This window comes from Pandoraea anhela (assembly GCF_902459655.1).
In the GTDB taxonomy this organism is placed as follows: Bacteria; Pseudomonadota; Gammaproteobacteria; order Burkholderiales; family Burkholderiaceae; genus Pandoraea; species Pandoraea anhela.
This window is the reverse complement of record NZ_CABPSB010000001.1, coordinates 226209-242899: the sequence shown is the minus strand read 5'-3', so window position 1 is coordinate 242899 and position 16691 is coordinate 226209. Positions and strand designations below refer to the sequence as shown.

The following is a 16691-nucleotide window of genomic DNA, read 5'->3' as shown; positions in this document are numbered from 1 at the left end:
CCATGACCCAACCCACCCATACCCGCATCCGGATGTTCAACACGAAGGACACGTATCCGAATCAGTCGCTCGACAACGACCTGTGTCAGGCGGTGCGCGCAGGCAACACCGTCTACGTGCGCGGCCAGATCGGCACCGACTTCGCGGGCAACCTCGTTGGCCTTGGCGACCCGCGTGCGCAGGCGGAGCAGGCGATGAAAAACGTCAAACAACTGCTCGAAGAAGCGGGCAGCGACCTGTCGCACGTGGTCAAGACCACCACCTACCTCACGGATGTGCGCTTTCGCGAGCCCGTGTATCGCGAGGTGGGCAAGTGGCTCAAGGGCGTGTTTCCCATTTCCACCGGGCTCACGGTGGTCGCCCTCGGACAACCCGAGTGGCTGATGGAAATCGACGTGATCGCGGTGATTCCGGAAGGCTGGACGCCGCGAGACGGCCGGCACGACTGACGCGTCGGACTCGCACAAGGAGCGCATATGACTTTTTCCATCGTCGGACGCTGTGAGCAGACCGGGCAACTCGGCATTGCGATCAGTTCGTCGAGCATCGCCGTGGGCGCGCGGTGCCCGTGGCTGCGGGCAAACGTCGGCGCAGTGGCGACGCAGAACGTGACGCTGCCCGCCCTCGGTCCCGACATTCTGGAGCGCCTCGCCCAGGGCGGGACAGACCCTCAGACCGCGTTGCGTGACGCACTGACCGAGAGCCGGTGGAGCGAATACCGGCAAGTGACGGTGGTCGATGCGCAGGGACGCACCGCACACTTCAGCGGCCATCAGGCATTGGGCACGTATCACGCCGCGGCCGGGCGGCAGTGTGTCGCGGCGGGCAATATGCTTTCGAGCCTCGCGGTCGTCGAATCGATGGTGCCGGCGTTCGAGCAGACGACAGGCGCGCTGGCGGACCGTCTGCTCGCGGCCATGCACGCCGCCATGGCCGCCGGTGGCGAAGCCGGGCCGGTGCACTCGGCGGCGCTCAAGATCGTGGGCGATCTGGTCTGGCCCATCGTCGACCTCCGGGTGGATTGGGCAGAAGACGATCCTATCGGTCAACTGGCGGGGCTTTGGCGCGCCTACGCGCCGCAAATGCAGGATTACGTGACGCGCGCCCTGAATCCCACCGCGGCGCCGAGCTATGGGGTGCCGGGCGATGAATGACGTCTCTAGCCGGGCATTGCTGGAAACGTTGATCGGTTTTCCGACGGTGAGTCGGGATTCCAATCTCGCGTTGATCGGGTTCATCCGCGATTACCTCGCGCAGCATGGCGTGCAAACCGAGTTGTTCCATAACGACGAGCGCACCAAAGCGAGTCTTTTCGCTACCATCGGCCCCGTGGACCGGGGCGGCGTGGTGCTCTCCGGCCATACGGACGTCGTGCCCGTCGACGGGCAGCCGTGGACGGTCGAGCCGTTTCGCCTGATGGAGCGCGACGGGCGGTTGTACGGACGCGGCACCGCAGACATGAAGGGATTCATCGCCTGCGTGCTCGCGGCGGTGCCGGATTTCGTCAGCCGCGATTTACGGATGCCGGTGCATCTTGCGTTCTCGTACGACGAAGAAATCGGGTGTCTGGGTGTGCGGCCCATGCTCGCCGAGCTTGCGAAGCGAGCGAACAAGCCGGTGCTTTGCCTGATCGGTGAGCCGACCGAACTCAAGCCCGTGCTCGGCCATAAGGGCAAGCTGGCGATGCGGTGCTGCGTGACGGGCGCGCCATGCCATTCGGCCTATGCGCCGTATGGCGTCAATGCCATCCAGTATGCGGCGCGGCTGATCCGGCGTCTCGAGGAGATCGGTGAGCGGCTGAGCGATCCTGCGCATCACGATGTGCGCTTCGATCCGCCGTACTCGACGGTGCAGACCGGTGTCATCAAAGGCGGACGCGCCCTCAATATCGTGCCGGCCGAATGCGAGTTCGACTTCGAAGTGCGCGCACTGCCGGGGTTCGACGCCAGTGAGGTAGCCGACGAGCTACAGCGTTACGCCGAAGCCGATCTCGTGCCGAGGATGCGGGCCGTCAAGCCGGAGACGGGGATTCGTCTGCTGCCGCTGTCCGCGTATCCGGGACTGGCGACGCCGCCCGATAGCGACGCGGCACGGCTGCTCGCCATGCTGAGCGGCTCCGAGGCGTTCGGCACCGTCGCCTTCGGCACGGAGGGCGGTTTGTTCAACGAGGTGGGAATTCCGACCATCGTATGCGGGCCCGGCAGCATGGATCAGGGGCACAAGCCCGACGAGTTCGTGAGCGTCGGGCAACTCGACGAGTGCGACGCCATGCTGCGCCGCCTTGCGGACTATCTTCAGAACGCGTGTTGAGCCGATCCGGGGCAGCATGCCGGAATGCCGGCGTGCGCCGGGGCGTCAGCCTTCGGTGTCCGCCGGTGTGAAGAACACCATCTCGACTTGCTTGAGCAGGGCGGGGCCGAACGCTTCGCCGCCGACTTCCGGCGCGATCACCTGCATCAGTACCGGCGAGCCGGGCGGCGGATGCAACGCATGCGCGAGGACGCAGAAGTACATGGCCGGATGCTCTGCGCGGACCACGCCCGCCGCCATCCCCTCGACGATGAGTTTTTCCATGCAGTGGTAGACGGGTTCGAGCAAGTGACGGTAGAGCACCGCGCCGCGCTCGCCGGTCTCCGTGGCGTGCAGGGAAATGAAGCGTTTGTGCTCGGGATGCTGCATCGCGTAGGCCGCGATGAGGGCGATGGCGTCGCGCAGGCGCTCGCGCACGGGACGCGTGGTGTCGTCCGCAATCGCCGCGAGCGTGGCGACGGGCGCCGTCAGGGCGGCTTCGAGCGTATCGACGCACGCGCGCCAGAGTTGTTCCTTCGAGCCGAAATGCACGCGCACGAGGCTGGCGTCGACTTTGGCTGCGGCGGCGATGCCGCGCAGGTTGGCGCCGTCGTAGCCGAGGTGGGAGAAAGCGTCGATGGCCGCATGCAGCAGGGCTGCGCGGCCATCGGGCAAGTGTTTGGGGCGTCTGCCCCGCGTCGTGGGTGTGGCGGTCATCGTCTGGCTACGTCTTGCGACGGGGGCGGCCGGTGATCGGCCACAGCGGCCCCAGCGGCCCCAGCGGCACTTGCGGTCGGTGCCGTCGCTGCCGCGCCGTCGCCCGGCGTTGCTGCATCGGCAGCGGGCTCCGGCGGCACGCCCATCGCGTAAAACAGTAGCGCAGTATCCGACAAACGCGCGCCGGTTGCACGCACCGTCGTCAGATAGGCGTTCCAGTACTGTTGCTCGCGAGCGCGCGCCGACGACACCGGCAACGCCCCCAGCCGCACCCGGGCCGCCGTATCGCGGTAGATCTGCTCGGCCGCCGCACTTGCGTTGTCGGCATGCAGCAGCGACGTATTGTCCGCTTCGAGCGACGCCAGCGTATCCGCCACGTTCCTGAACGCGGTGAGCACGGTCTGCTTGTACTGATCGACGGCTGCCTCGTAAGTCGCCTGTGCCGCGCGGCGCTGAGCCAGCAGCGCGCCGCCGTGGAAGATCGGTTGCGAGATCGACGCGGCAATACTCCACAGGGAACCCGCGTTGGACATGACCGTCGGCCAGTTGAAACCCCCTTTGCCCATCGACGCGGTGAGCGACAGACTGGGAAACATCTGCGCGGTCGCCACGCCGACTTCGGCGGACGCCGCCTTGAGCGCCATTTCTGCCGCCTGAATATCCGGCCTCGATTGGAGCAACGTCGACGGCACCACGACCGGCACGCGGGCGGGCACCTTCAACTCACCGAGCGGCAGGTCCTCGGGCGCCTGATCGGGCGTGCGGCCGAGCAGAACCGCCAGCGCGTGACGGGTGGAGTGCCATTGCGCGCGCAGGCCCGGCAGCGATGCGGCGAGCGACTCGGCATTTTGGGCGGAGGCCAATGCATCGGCCCGCGACACGGCGCCCAGCGCTTCGCGGCGCGCCATGTCGGTGGCATCTGCCTGCGCGAGGTCCACCAGCCGTTCGGTGGCCTTGACCTGCGCGCCGAGCACCGATGCGCCGATGGCGCCGGAGACGATGTTCGCCGCGAGCGCCTGCCGGGCCGAGGCCAGTTGGAATGCCTGCTGGTCGACCTGCGCGGCGAGCGATGCATTGGCGAAGCGCGACGCCCCGAAAAAGTCGAACGTGTAGCGCGCCTGAATCTGGCCGACGAACATGTTGTACAGCGCGGTCGGCGGCCGCAGGTTCGGGATGCCGAGGTTGCGCTCGCGCGCGGCCTCGCCGCCGATGTCCACGGACGGGAGCAGCGACGCGCCGATTTGCGCCTTCAACTGCTCACGAGCCGCTTGTAACGCATGATCGGCCGACGACAGGTTCGGACTGTTGCGCAGCCCTTCGTCGACCAGCGCATTGAGCTTGTCGGACTGATAGGCCTGCCACCAGGCCTTGACCGGCGGCGCACCGACCTCGAACTGTTGCGAGGCGCCTTGTGCCGTCACCGTTTGCGTGGGCACGGCGTTCACCCCGTAGTGCGACGGCGAAGGCATTGCCGGGGGATTGTCGCCCGGTGTGAAGGCGCAGGCGCTCAGCCAGAGCGGCAGGACCGGTGCCAGCAGCGCACGGCGGCGCAGCGCAAGCGCAACCGTTCGCGAGGCGGTGCGCAAGACAGTCCGTGAGACAGTGTGCGGCATGAAGCGCGAGGTCATGAGCGATCTCCTTGCGGGCTGGCGGACGCCGCATTGCCCGCATGCGACGCGCGTTCGTCGTGGCGCACACGGAACGCCGTCGCGTACAACGCCGGCAGGAAAAACACGGTCAGGATGGTGGCGCTGGTGATCCCGCCCATCAGCGCGGTTGCCATCGGGCCGAAGAAGTTGCTGCGCAACAGCGGGATCAGCGCGAGCACGGCAGCGGCCGCCGTCAATGTGATCGGACGGAAGCGTCGCACCGTGGCGCTCACGATGGCATCGAAGCGCGGATGTCCGGCGGCGACGTCCTGCTCGATCTGATCGACCAGAATCACCGAGTTGCGCATGATGATGCCGAACATCGCAATCACCCCGAGCATCGCCACGAAACCGAACGGCTTGCCGAACAGCAAGAGCGTGGCGACCACCCCGATCATGCCGAGCGGCGCGGTGAGCACGACCAGCATGGTGCGCGCGAAGCTCTGCAGCTGAATCATCAGCAGCGTAAGGACGGCAATGATCATGATCGGCATCTGCGCATTGATCGACGCCTGCCCCTTGCCCGACTCCTCGACCGATCCGCCGATCTCGATGCGATAGCCGACCGGCAGCGCCTGGCGAATGTCGCCGAGCTTCTTGTAGACGGCTTCGGTCACGTCGATACCTTGCTTGCCTGCCCGCACATCGGAGCGCACGGTAATGGTCGGCTGACGGTCGCGCTCCCAGATCACGCCGTATTCCAGATCGTCGACCATGCGTCCGAGCGTGGCGAGCGGCACCGGGCCGTTCGGCGTGGGCATGGCCAGTGTGGCGAGCTTGGCCGGATCGACCCGTTCGGCTTTGGGTGAGCGCAGCGTGATCGAGATCAGCTTGTCGCGTTCACGGTATTGGCTGATGTCGTAACCGGTGAGCGTCATGGCGACGAAGTTCGCGATGTCGGTCGAACTCACGCCCAGCGCGCGCGCTTTCTGCTGATCGACTTCGAAGCGCACGGAGCGTTGCGAAGGCTCATCCCAGTCGAACTGGACATCGACGGTATCGCCGTTGTTGCGCATGACGTCCGCCACCTGCTCGGAGATTTTGCGCACGGTGCCGATATCGTCGCCGCTCACGCGGAATTGCACCGGGAACCCGACCGGCGGTCCGTTTTCAAGACGCGACAAACGCGTGCGCACGCCCGGCATGGTCTCGCGCAGCTTCGGTTCGAGCCATTGTGCGAGCGCTTCGCGTGCTTCCACCGACTTGGCGGTAATCACGAGCTGCGCGAAGTTCGGTGTCGGCAGTTGCTGGTCGAGCGGCAGATAGAAGCGCGGCGCACCGGTGCCGACGAAACTCACCGTGTGATCGATCTCCGTGCGGCCCTCGAGCAGCTTTTCGAGGCGCTGCGTCTCGCGCAGCGTCGCCTGATACGAGGCGCCTTCCTGCAAGCGCAGGTCCACCATCAACTCCGGACGATCCGAACTCGGGAAGAACTGCTGCGGCACGAGCGAGAACCCGGCCATGGCGATCAGGAACAGCACGACGGTGATGACGAGCACGACGAACTTGCGCTCGATGCACCACGTCAGCCAGCCGCGCAGGCGGTTGTAGAACCGGGTGTCGTACACCTCATGTTCGTGGTCGTCGCCGTGATGCGCTTCGCGCGGACGCTCAGGCAGCAACTTGTAGCCGAGCAGGGGAATGAGCACCACGGCCGCCAGCCAGGACGCGAGCAACGCGATCGCCGACACTTCGAAGATCGAGCGCGTGTATTCGCCGGTGCTCGACTTCGCCAGCGCGATCGGCAGAAAGCCGGAGACGGTCACGAGCGTGCCGGTGAGCATCGGAAACGCGGTGCTCGTGTAAGCGAACGCGGCGGCGCGTTTGCGGTTCCAGCCCTGGGCGAGTTTCACGGCCATCATCTCGACCGCGATGATGGCATCGTCCACGAGCAGGCCGAGCGCCAGAATCAGCGTGCCGAGCGACACCTTGTGCAAGCCGATGTCGAAGATGTACATGAACAGCGACGTGACCGCGAGCACCACCGGAATCGAGATCACCACGACCATGCCGGTGCGGAATCCGAGCGAGACGAGACTCACGATCAGCACGATGGCGACGGCTTCGGCGACGGCTTCGAGAAAGTCGTCGACCGAGTGCGACACGGACTGCGACATGCTCGCGACTTCGGTGAGCTTCAGCCCGGCGGGCAGTTGCGCCCGCAGATTGCCCATCGTGCTCTCCAGCGCCTTGCCGAGGTGTACGACGTCCTGACCCTTTTGCATGGTGATGCCGATCCCGAGCACCGGTTTGCCGCCGAAGCGCATTTCCGAGACGGGGGGATCGACGTAACCGCGTTTGATCGTTGCGATATCGCCCAGACGGAACGTGCGGTTATTGATTCGGATGAGCGTATCGGCGAGTTCGTCGACGTTACGGAACTGGCCGCTCGGACGCACCACCACACGATCGTTCGGGGCTTCGATGGTCCCTGCCGGCGAGACAGCATTCTGGCCGTTCACGGCCTGCGCGATCTGATTCGGAGAGATGCCCAGGCGTGTGAGTTGCGTGTTGCTGATCTCGACATAGATGCGCTGGTCCTGATCACCGAAGTAATCGACCTTCGCCACACCCGGCACGCGCAGCAGCACGGTGCGCAGGGCGTCGGCGTAATCGCGCAACTGGGCGGGGCCGAAGCCGTCGCCTTCGAGGGTGAAGATGTGCGTGTAGACGTCGCCGAACTCGTCGTTGAAGAAAGGGCCCTGTACGCCCGCCGGCAGCGTGTAGGCAATGTCCCCGACCTTCTTGCGCACCTGATACCACTCTTCGGGCACCTCGCTTGCCGGCGCCGAGTCCTTCATCGAGAAGAACAGCAACGACTCGCCCGGGCGCGAATAACTGCGCTGGAAGTCGATGCTCGGCATCTCCTGAAGCTTGCGTGCGATGCGGTCGGTGACTTGCTCCTGTACCTGTTTGGCGGTGGCGCCGGGCCAGAACGTGCGGATCACCATCACCCGGAAGGTGAACGGCGGATCTTCCGATTGTGCGAGACGCGAGTAAGCCAGAATGCCGAAGATCGTCGCCATCGCGATCAGGAAGATCATCAGCGAACGATGGCGCAACGCCCACGCGGAGAGGTTGAACCGCCCCTCCTCGTGGCTGTAGTCCTTGGGTTCGTCGGCGGGGGCGGCTTGCGGGTCCTGGGGCACGGGCGGTTTCCCGTCGAGCGTGCTCATGACGCGAAGTCCTCCGGATGCAGCGGCGCGATCACGCGCACTTTCTCGCCTGCCGTGACAGTGTGAACGCCTTGCCAGACGATGCGCTCGCCGGGCTGAATGCCGCCCGCGACCGTCACGGTGCGCTCGCCGTAGCGGGCGATCGTCACGCGGCGCAGCACGAGCGTGTCGTCTGGCTTGACGACCCACACGGCGGGGTGGTTGCCATCGTGGAAGAGGGCGGTGGACGGCAGGGTGATCGGTCGAGCGTCGGCGACTGCGGTGGCCGATGGCAGGGATGGCGCCGAGGTTGCGGACTGCACACTGGACGCCGCCGGGGCCACCGTGCTGGCGGCCGTCGCTGCGACCAGCGTCGAAACCGGTGCGGCGAGCGGCTGTGCGAATGCAACGTTGGCCGTCATCCCGAGCTTCACGTCCGGTCCGGGCGCGAGCAGGGAGAGTTTGGCACGGTAAGTGCGGCTCATCGGATCCGCCGCCGGCGAGAGTTCGCGCACGCGCGCCTGCCACGTCTTGCCCGGTATCGCGGGCAGGGAGACGGTCGCCGTCTGCCCGATGCGGAACGCGCCGAGCGCGACTTCGGGCACATCGGCAATCACGTCGACGTCGCCCGTCCACGCCAGTTGATACACCGGCTGACCGGCGCTGACGTTCTGCCCGGTGTCGGCCTGCTCCGCCGTGATGACCCCGTCGCGGTCCGCCTTCAGGTTGCCGTAGCTCAACTGATCGCCCGCAAGCGCTGCCTGCTCACGCGCCTGATTGCGCTGCGCGAGTGCGCTGGCGTACGCGTTTTCGGATTGTTCGAGTTGTGCCGGCGCGATGAGGTTTTCGCGCGCCTGCGCGCGGTCGCGCGTCACGGTCTGCGTGGCATATTCGAGCTGATGCTGCGCGGCGTCGAGTTGCGCGCGTGCACTCGCGGCGTTCTTCGACAGATCGGGCGGATCGAGTCTGGCGACGACCTGGCCGGCCTTCACGGCATCTCCAAGACGCACCGAGCGGTCGACGATTTTGCCCGCCACCCGGAACGACAGCGGCGTGGTGTAGCGCGCTTCGATCTGGGCGGGCAGCGACGCGATGGGCGTTTGCTCGGCGAGCGTGGCCGCGACGGCGACGACCGGACGCGGTGGCCGCTCCGGCGGGGCCTTGCGTGAACAGGCGGCCAGCGAAGCCGCGGCAATGGCGGTGGCGGCGACCGTCAGCGCAAACCGGCGGCGCGCAGCGGTGTCTGGCAAAAAGGCGGGCAGAAAGGACATCATGCGCTCGTGACCCACAAATAAGAAATCTGGTAGGAAAAACAACGAGTTGCGACGACTTTAACGGCTGAATCCCCCGCGCAGGGACTGGCGGGAGGCTAAGCGTCGGACCGCATTCGCCACGCGATCCGGAAAAAATCTACGGGCGATGATATATGGATTGCCCACGTGCTGCAACGGTCGCAAACTCTCCGTTGACGCCCCCTATGACTATCGATAGGGGTGAGCCATGGGAGGGCGATCGACACGTCGCCGATCGGTGGAAAATCGGGGGCAAATCCGCGGCAAATTGCCAACCAACAAATTATTTTGGAGTACGATGCCTGTCACGTGCTCGTCCGTTCCCGCGAGAAAGCGCGAGCGGATGGCGCGATAGTGGCGCCGCGTCATATTGCATGCAATGAACAATGTAACGAATATGCGTCGGCGAATCACGCATGAAGGCGATTTACCGGGACAAATTGTCACAACCGAGGAACGTTGTCACGCACATTGAGTCGCACTCGGGCCAGTTGCAACGACTGGCGACATCGTAGCGAAGACACCCGGCAGTTCATCACGCGATCGGCACAGTACATCGATGCCGGCGGCGGGCTTTTTTGGTGCAGACAGTGCAACGTCGGCGCTACGGCTTGACCGACGTCAAGCGGAGGACATGCGGGGATGTCGATTGCCACAGCAAGTCGGGCATTCGCGACTATGCTTGATGTATCCGAAGTTTAACGACAGACGTTAACCAGAGACGGATAGCCATGACAACACGAACAGCATTGGTCACAGGCGGCATGGGCGGTTTGGGCGAGGCGATCAGCCTGCGTCTTGCCGATGCCGGGTACCGCGTCGCGGTCACCTGTTCCCCCAACAATCACGATTGCGAAGGCTGGGTCGAGCGTATGCGCGCCACGGGCCGCAACTTCGCTGCTTATCGTGTCGACGTCGCCGACTTCGCTTCATGCGAGGCTTGCGCGAAAGCCGTCGAATCGGACAGCGGTCCGGTGGACATTCTCATCAATAACGCGGGGATCACGCGCGACGCCACGATGCGCAAGATGACTGCCGAAGACTGGCAGTTGGTATTGCGCACGGATCTGGATAGCGTTTTCAACATGACCCGGCCGATTTTCGGTGGCATGGTCGCACGCGGCTGGGGACGTATCGTCAACGTCTCGTCGGTCAACGGCAGTCGCGGCGCTTTCGGGCAGGCGAACTACGCGGCAGCGAAAGCCGGAATGCATGGCTTTACCAAGGCGCTGGCGCTTGAAGTCGCCAAGTCCGGCGTGACGGTCAACACCATTTCGCCGGGGTATCTCGCCACCAAGATGGTCACGGCCGTACCGCAGGAGGTGCTCGAATCGCGCATTCTTCCGCAGATTCCGGTCGGACGGCTGGGGCGGCCCGAAGAGGTGGCGGCGCTCGTCGCCTTTCTCGTGTCCGACGACGCAGGTTTCATCACCGGCAGTAACCTCGCCATCAATGGCGGCATGCATATGGAGTGACGCGAAGCGACGCAGCCAATTACTTACTTAGGAGAGTCACGATGTCAAAGGAAACGAACCCGGCGCTGGCGTTGGCCAAGCTCGGTACCGCTAGCGCACTGGGGGCTTATGGGATTGTGCTGGAAGCTGCGCAACGCACGCATCAATTGCAGGTCGAACGCGACACTGAACTGCTCAAGGCGCATGCGGAAGCGGCGAAGTCGCTCGGCGGCGCAAAGGACTTCAACGGTCTGCTCACCGCGCATCTGCAATTGCTCAATGGTCAGCTGGCGCAGCAAAACGAGTTCTGGCGCGAATGGCTCGCGGTGTGCGCGAACAACCAGTTGCTCTGGGCCGAGCATTGCCGCAAGACCGGCGAGGAACTTCAGCACGGCATGGCCGGCGCAATGACGTTGCCAGACCTGATCGGTGCGGGCACGGCGGCGGGGGCGGCGACGCAAGCCGCCGAGGCGCCGTTGCAGAAGTGGTTCCAGGCGTTCAACGATGCCACGCAGGGCACGATGGATGCGTGGCGTCGTATGTCGACGGAAGCGGCGCAGGCGACCGAGGCCGCGGTGTCGAGCGCCGCGCAGCAATCCCAGCTCAATGGCCGCGTGCCGCCCAAGCGCGGCGGCCACGCTCAGCGTTCAAGCACGTAAGTCCCCGGCGCGTCGTGTAGCGCCTTCTCTGGCGGCCAGGGGGCGGTGATGGATTTACCGCTGCCCTGCGCGAGCAGCCACGCCTGCCATGCGGGCCACCACGAGCTTTGCATGGCGGGTGTCGTGGCGAACCACGCATGCGGGTCGCGATACGCCGCACCGGCCGCACGCGTGGCGACCCGGTGATGGCTGCGCGCGTGACCCGGCTCGCACACCACGCCCACGTTGTGACCGCCCGAGACGAGCGCGAACGTCAAATCCCCGTGATAGAGCAGATGCATCTTGTAGACGGAGCGCCACGGCGAGATGTGGTCGCGCTCGGTCGCCACGACGAACATCGGCACACGGATATCCGAGAGCGCGACCGGTTGTTCGCCGACCTTCAGCGCGCCAGTCGCGAGCGCGTTGTTCAGATACAGCTCACGCAGGCACTGGCTGTGAAGCCGTGCGGGAATGCGGGTCGTATCGGCATTCCAGACAGTGAAATCGGTCGTCTGCGCGGGGGTGCCGAGCAAATAGTCGCGCATGAGTCGCGACCAGATCAGATCACGCGAGTTGAGCAATTGGAAGGTGCCCGCGAGTTGTTCGCCGCTGATGAATCCCTGGCGCCACATCATCGCTTCGAGATAGGCCACCTGACTGGCGTCGATGAACAGGCCGAGTTCGCCCGGCTCGCTGAAGTCCGTTTGTGCAGCCAGCAGCGTGACGCTGGCGAGCATGTCGGCGTCGCCCTTCGTCTGCGCGCCTTGACGCGCCAGCGTCGCGGCCGCGATGGCGAGCAGCGTGCCGCCGAGGCAGTAGCCGCAAGCATGCACCGGCACGTTGCCCGTCAGACGCCGGACTTCGCCCAGCGCGCGCAGCAGACCGGACGACAGGTAGTCGTCGAGTCCCCGGTCACGGTCCTCCGGGCCGGGGTTATGCCACGAGATCATGAAGACGTTGTGGCCTTGCGACACCAGATAGCGCACGAGCGAATGCTGCGCTTCCAGATCGAGGATGTAGAACTTCAACAGCCACGACGGCACGATCAGTACCGGTTCGCGCCACGTCTGTGTTTGCGCCGGCGCGTACTGCAGCAGCTCGAAAAAGGCGTTGCGATAAACGACCTTGCCGGGGGTCGCGGCGATCTCATGGCCGACACGGAAGGCTTTGCACGCGTCGGGGCCGGCGCCGGGTGCATCGCCGGCGGCCATGTCCTTCAGATCCGACCACCAGCGTTGCGCACCCCTGACGAGATTTTGGCCTTGCGTCTCGCGAATCGCCGTGAGCACTTCGGGGTTCGCCCACCATTGGTTGCTCGGAGACAAGACGTCGAGCCATTGGCGCGCCATGAAGCGCACCACGTCGCGATGATGCGGATCCACCCCCGGAATCTCGCCCGTCATTGCATCGACGAAATCCTGCGTGCGCAAAAAACGCTCGCGCAGCCACGAGAACGGTGGGCGATCCCATGACGGATCGCGAAAGCGTCGGTCCGTCTCATGCGGTGCGTCGGTGGGCGGTGTCGTGCCGGCATCGGGCTTGTCGATCGCGGCAAGCGCTCTGAAGACATTCAACTGGTGGCCGGGTGCGGTGGCCGCGTGCATGAGCCAGTCACCCCACACGAGCGCGACGGCGGCGGGAGAGACGTTGCCGGTGAAGCGGGCGGTCGTCGCCATCGCTGCACGGTCGAGGTGCTCGGTGAACGAGGCGGGGGGCGCGGAATCTGGGGCGACAGGGGAGGCGGTTGCCGCATGGGGCGATGACGATGGCGTCGCCTCGGTATCGAGGGGCGACGCGCCGCGCGGCGTCGCGCGTCGCGTTGGCGGACTGGCCGTTTTCGGCGCGCCGCGAGACCGAGAGGCGGTCGACGTTGCTGTGGCTGAGGCGGAAGCGGCGACCGCCGGCGGTATCGCCGACTTGGGCGCGGATTTGGTGGATCGTGATGATGAGGAGCGGGACGTCTTGTCACTGCGAGCAGGCATGGCGGACTCCGTTCGGTCGCACGACGCGTGTCGCGCGTTTCGGTGAATATAACGCACGCCACGTATGACTACTCTGATCTGCGACAAGTTGCGTGCGCTCGGTCGAGATCATGAGCCAGGCGCACGCCGTCGCCAATTGCCCGTTCCCGGGCCGGCCGCTTCAGTGCGCCGGCGCTGGCGTGCCGGTTGACGAAGGGAAGGTGGGAAGCGCGGGCCCGGGGGCCGGTTTGCGGGCATGCCAGCTGTAGCGTTTGAACGGTTGATCGCGCCCGGACATCATGAGCGCGATTTCCGTGATCCAGCGTTGCGTCGGTACGCGCTCGCCGTGCAGCCACATCACGAGCACGAACAGGCTGGCGGCCATGGGCAGCGTTTTCAGGTTGGGGGCGTCGTCGCTACGCGTGACCCATGCGAACGCCGCGCACACCGCGAAACCGACAATACACCCGGCGACCGACTCCGACACCGAATGCGCCGACAACGCGACGCGCGAGACACCCACGGCCACGCTGCCGGCAGCCGCCAACACCGTGCCCAGCACCCGCCAGGGCCATGCCAGATTGCGCAGCAGCAGCCATGCAATGGCCGGATAGACCGTGGCCGCGAACATCGTATGGCCGCTCACGCCCGTGAAGTCGATCTCGCGCACGCCGAGTCCCCAGCCGAGGAACATGACTTTGGAGACGGCCACGACAAACGAGCCGGCGCCGAACAGCGCGACCCACGCGAAGGCGGCATGCCATGCGCGAGCGGAGAGCAACCAGAGGGTGAGCGCGGCGGCCAGCGGCACCGTGACGGCGGCGCTGCCGAAATTGGTAATGGTGATCCAGAAGTTAGACATGACTACCAGAAAACGGCCCGGAAGCAGAAGGCTTCGGGCGAAAAACGATATCTTACGCGTGCCGTCGCGAGGGGTACAAATTGTGGTCCGACGACCCGGACTCAGGGCCTCGGATAGCGTCGCGATCGGTTCGTTCGGCCCATATGGGGCAACACACCATGCGCGCGGAACCCATCGAATTCGATGGGGTGTCGGCGATGGGCCACCATAGTACGATGTCTGCGGTGTGCCCCCCCGCACACCGCTTCCGGAGTTCCCATGATTCCCCCTGCAACACCGGCGCGTCTGCGCGTGCGCAACGACGGCATCGACGTCTTGCGCGGTCTGTCTATTCTCTTTGTGGTCGTTCACCACCTCGCGCTCAAATTCCGTTTGCCGCTCGGCCCCAGCCTGCTGGGCGACGTGTTGCCCGCGCGCCTGGTCAGGGGCATCAGTTTCAACGGTTATGAGGCGGTATTCGTGTTTTTCGTGATTTCAGGCTTCGTGATCACACGTCGCTCGCTGGCGCGGTATGGGTCGCTCGACGCGATGCGTTGGCGTCATTTCTATGCCTTGCGGGCCGTGCGCATCTTCCCGCTGCTGCTGTTACTGCTCGCCGTTCTGTCGGTCATGCATCTGCTTGGTGTGCCGACGTTCGTCATCGATAAGCCGGGGCAGTCGTTGTCCGGCGCGTTGACGGCGGCGCTCACCATGACGTTGAACTGGTACGAGGGTCGCACGAACTGGTTGCCGGGCGGATGGGATGTGTTGTGGTCCCTTTCTATCGAAGTGTGTTTCTATCTGGCTTTTCCCGTGTTCTGTCTGGTGTTGCGTGGCCCATGGCGCGTGCTTGCGCTGATCGCGCTCGCCGTGTCGCTGCCATGGACGCGCGCCGCGCTGCAAGGCAACGAGATATGGCAGGAGAAGGCGTATCTGCCGGGGATGGCGGCGATCGCGTGGGGCGTGCTGACGGCGCTGGCGATGCAACGTTTAACGTTGCCTCGCGTCGTTGCACGCAGTTTCGGGGCGTTGAGCGTGGCGGGATGTCTCGCCGTCGTCTTTTACGCAGACATTCTCTGGCCGCTCATGCACGACTACGTCATGTTGCTGCTGTGCGTGAGCGCTGCGTTGTGGCTGGCCGCAGCGCACGGTTCGACGCGTGTCGTGCCACCGGGCCTGCGCTGGCTCAAGCAGATGGGGCAATGGAGTTACGAGATTTACCTGAGCCACATGTTCGTTGTGCTCGCCGTCACGCCGGCCTATCGCACGCTCGCGAACGGCGACATGCGCTGGACGTTCCTCGTCTATGTCCCGGCGCTCGTCGTCTGCACGCTGCTCGGCGGCGCGCTGCACCGGTATGTCAGTGGCCCCGCAGCGCGCCGCTTCTTGCCGCGTCAGACGTCGGTCATGGCCGCCGAAGCGGCGTGAGCGACCGGCATCGGGTGCAGTCCCGACATGAAATTAGCGCGGCGCGATGGTACATTTCCGGTTCACGCTTTTTGTTGAACAGGATTAGGTTGTGAGCCATAACGCCGTGAGTGTGATGCCCGAAAGTCATACGCTTTTGGAGATCGTGAAGACGCAGACCGAAATCGCCAAACTCGGTCTGGATCTCGGAGGTGTGATGACCTTCGTGACGGAGCGGGTTCAGGATCTTACTCAGGCCAACGGGGCCGTGGTCGAGTTGGCCGAAGGCGACGACATGGTGTACCGGGCGGCGTCCGGCGTGGCGGCCAATCTGCTCGGCATGCGTTTGTCGCGCGACAGCTCGCTCTCGGGGCAGTGTGTGAAGACGGGCGAGATTCTGCGTTGCGACGACTCGGAAACCGATCCGCGTGTGGATCGCGAGGCGTGCCGCAAAGTCGGCTTGCGTTCGATGATCGTCACACCGCTCAGGCATCTGGACACGACCGTCGGCGTACTCAAGGTGTTTGCCCCCACACCGGGTGCATTCCCGGATGCCGACGTGCGCACACTCGAACTGATGAGCGAACTCATCGCAGCGGCCATGTTCCATGCGGCGCGCTTCGAGACGAGCCAGCTTTATCTCCAGGCGACGCACGATGCCCTCACGGGGCTGCCCAACCGCGCACTCTTCTACGATCGCTTGCGTCAGGCGGTGCATCTGGCCCTGCGTTCGTCGTCGCGGCTCGGCATTCTGAACATCGACATGGACGGGCTCAAACCCATCAACGACAAGTACGGCCATCGTGCCGGCGACGCCGCCATCCGCGCGGCGGCCGAGCGCATGAACGCGACGGCGCGCCGCTCGGACACGATTGCGCGCGTGGGCGGCGACGAGTTCGGCATGATTTTGTGCGGCATCCACTCGCGCGCCGACGCCGAAGCCCATAGCGAACGGCTCGCGCAGGAAGTCGGCGCGCCGTTCGAGTTCGAGGGCAAGCGGCTCGAACTGGGTGTGAGCGTCGGTATCGCGATGTTGCCCGACGACGGCACCGATATGACGCAACTGATGGACCTTGCGGACGAGGCGATGTACGCCATCAAACGCACGCGACCCGGCACACGACGTTAAGCGCGCGGGCGTGCCCCGCGCCCCCTGAAAGACGTCTCGCGGATCGGTTTTACCCGCACCCTGCGTTGGGTTTGCTCCCAATTCGGGGTGGTTTGACCGCTACTTGCGTGCAAATTGGGCGCTTTCCCAGCAAATTGCGTACCGTCGCCCCGTAGA

At 65.1% G+C, this 16691-nt stretch carries 13 protein-coding genes; 7 read left to right on the top strand and 6 right to left on the bottom strand.

Annotated features, from left to right (window positions below; all coding sequences use genetic code 11):
* Positions 1 to 2: 2 nt before the first annotated feature.
* Genes PAN31108_RS01045 through argE form a run of 3 tightly spaced genes read left to right on the top strand, consistent with a single transcriptional unit; the run spans position 3 to position 2310 of the window.
* Positions 3 to 449, top strand: coding sequence for a RidA family protein (locus PAN31108_RS01045; RefSeq protein ID WP_150667048.1), 447 nt, complete (start codon positions 3 to 5; stop codon positions 447 to 449).
* A gap of 27 nt (positions 450 to 476) precedes the next feature.
* Positions 477 to 1154: a DUF1028 domain-containing protein gene (locus PAN31108_RS01040; RefSeq protein ID WP_150667047.1), complete on the top strand. Its 678-nt coding sequence runs from the start codon at positions 477 to 479 to the stop codon at positions 1152 to 1154.
* The gene (gene argE, locus PAN31108_RS01035; protein WP_150667046.1) at positions 1147 to 2310 is read left to right on the top strand and encodes an acetylornithine deacetylase; all 1164 of its coding nucleotides are present in this window, start codon (positions 1147 to 1149) and stop codon (positions 2308 to 2310) included. Before PAN31108_RS01040 ends, argE begins: the two co-directional genes overlap by 8 nt.
* 45 nt (positions 2311 to 2355) lie before the next feature.
* On the opposite strand, the gene PAN31108_RS01030 is transcribed toward argE, so the two are convergent.
* The 4 genes from PAN31108_RS01030 to PAN31108_RS01015 are packed head-to-tail and all read right to left on the bottom strand — an operon-like array spanning position 2356 to position 9084.
* Positions 2356 to 3006, bottom strand: coding sequence for a TetR/AcrR family transcriptional regulator (locus tag PAN31108_RS01030; RefSeq protein WP_150667045.1), 651 nt, complete (start codon positions 3004 to 3006; stop codon positions 2356 to 2358).
* Positions 3003 to 4634 (bottom strand): efflux transporter outer membrane subunit, encoded by a 1632-nt coding sequence (locus tag PAN31108_RS01025; RefSeq protein ID WP_246183715.1) that lies wholly within the window; start codon positions 4632 to 4634, stop codon positions 3003 to 3005. Before PAN31108_RS01025 ends, PAN31108_RS01030 begins: the two co-directional genes overlap by 4 nt.
* Positions 4631 to 7831 carry an efflux RND transporter permease subunit gene (locus tag PAN31108_RS01020; protein WP_281350018.1) on the bottom strand — a complete coding sequence of 1067 codons (3201 nt, stop codon included), beginning with the start codon at positions 7829 to 7831 and terminating at the stop codon, positions 4631 to 4633. The genes PAN31108_RS01025 and PAN31108_RS01020 overlap by 4 nt, the downstream gene beginning before the upstream one ends.
* Entirely contained in the window at positions 7828 to 9084 is a 1257-nt protein-coding gene (locus tag PAN31108_RS01015) for an efflux RND transporter periplasmic adaptor subunit (protein ID WP_370819551.1), read from the bottom strand. Before PAN31108_RS01015 ends, PAN31108_RS01020 begins: the two co-directional genes overlap by 4 nt.
* Before the next feature lie 749 nt (positions 9085 to 9833).
* Between PAN31108_RS01015 and phbB the strand changes: the two genes are divergently transcribed.
* A complete protein-coding gene (gene phbB, locus PAN31108_RS01010) occupies positions 9834 to 10577 on the top strand; it encodes an acetoacetyl-CoA reductase (protein WP_150667044.1) in 744 nt (247 codons plus the stop codon).
* 41 nt (positions 10578 to 10618) lie between these two features.
* On the top strand, positions 10619 to 11215 hold the full coding sequence (locus PAN31108_RS01005; protein WP_150667043.1) for a hypothetical protein: 597 nt from the start codon (positions 10619 to 10621) through the stop codon (positions 11213 to 11215).
* On the opposite strand, the gene PAN31108_RS01000 is transcribed toward PAN31108_RS01005, so the two are convergent.
* A complete protein-coding gene (locus tag PAN31108_RS01000) occupies positions 11197 to 13179 on the bottom strand; it encodes a PHA/PHB synthase family protein (RefSeq protein ID WP_150667042.1) in 1983 nt (660 codons plus the stop codon). The genes PAN31108_RS01005 and PAN31108_RS01000 overlap by 19 nt on opposite strands.
* A 160-nt stretch (positions 13180 to 13339) precedes the next feature.
* Positions 13340 to 14020, bottom strand: coding sequence for a phosphatase PAP2 family protein (locus PAN31108_RS00995; RefSeq protein WP_150667041.1), 681 nt, complete (start codon positions 14018 to 14020; stop codon positions 13340 to 13342).
* Between the two features lie 258 nt (positions 14021 to 14278).
* On the opposite strand from PAN31108_RS00995, the gene PAN31108_RS00990 reads away from it, so the two are divergent.
* Together PAN31108_RS00990 and PAN31108_RS00985 are read left to right on the top strand one after the other, a co-directional pair.
* Positions 14279 to 15427: an acyltransferase family protein gene (locus PAN31108_RS00990; protein WP_150667040.1), complete on the top strand. Its 1149-nt coding sequence runs from the start codon at positions 14279 to 14281 to the stop codon at positions 15425 to 15427.
* Between the two features lie 115 nt (positions 15428 to 15542).
* A complete protein-coding gene (locus PAN31108_RS00985) occupies positions 15543 to 16535 on the top strand; it encodes a sensor domain-containing diguanylate cyclase (RefSeq protein WP_150667413.1) in 993 nt (330 codons plus the stop codon).
* Positions 16536 to 16691: the final 156 nt, after the last annotated feature.

Excerpts from the sequence above, each read along its gene's own strand:
- PAN31108_RS01020 (WP_281350018.1), bottom strand. The coding sequence starts at position 7,831 with ATGAGCACGCTCGACGGGAAACCGCCCGTGCCCCAGGACCCGCAAGCC.
- PAN31108_RS01025 (WP_246183715.1), bottom strand. The coding sequence starts at position 4,634 with ATGACCTCGCGCTTCATGCCGCACACTGTCTCACGGACTGTCTTGCGC.
- PAN31108_RS00995 (WP_150667041.1), bottom strand. The coding sequence starts at position 14,020 with ATGTCTAACTTCTGGATCACCATTACCAATTTCGGCAGCGCCGCCGTC.
- PAN31108_RS01045 (WP_150667048.1), top strand. The coding sequence starts at position 3 with ATGACCCAACCCACCCATACCCGCATCCGGATGTTCAACACGAAGGAC.
- PAN31108_RS01000 (WP_150667042.1), bottom strand. The coding sequence starts at position 13,179 with ATGCCTGCTCGCAGTGACAAGACGTCCCGCTCCTCATCATCACGATCC.
- PAN31108_RS00985 (WP_150667413.1), top strand. The coding sequence starts at position 15,543 with ATGCCCGAAAGTCATACGCTTTTGGAGATCGTGAAGACGCAGACCGAA.
- PAN31108_RS00990 (WP_150667040.1), top strand. The coding sequence starts at position 14,279 with ATGATTCCCCCTGCAACACCGGCGCGTCTGCGCGTGCGCAACGACGGC.
- phbB (WP_150667044.1), top strand. The coding sequence starts at position 9,834 with ATGACAACACGAACAGCATTGGTCACAGGCGGCATGGGCGGTTTGGGC.
- PAN31108_RS01040 (WP_150667047.1), top strand. The coding sequence starts at position 477 with ATGACTTTTTCCATCGTCGGACGCTGTGAGCAGACCGGGCAACTCGGC.
- PAN31108_RS01005 (WP_150667043.1), top strand. The coding sequence starts at position 10,619 with ATGTCAAAGGAAACGAACCCGGCGCTGGCGTTGGCCAAGCTCGGTACC.
- argE (WP_150667046.1), top strand. The coding sequence starts at position 1,147 with ATGAATGACGTCTCTAGCCGGGCATTGCTGGAAACGTTGATCGGTTTT.
- PAN31108_RS01015 (WP_370819551.1), bottom strand. The coding sequence starts at position 9,084 with ATGATGTCCTTTCTGCCCGCCTTTTTGCCAGACACCGCTGCGCGCCGC.
- PAN31108_RS01030 (WP_150667045.1), bottom strand. The coding sequence starts at position 3,006 with ATGACCGCCACACCCACGACGCGGGGCAGACGCCCCAAACACTTGCCC.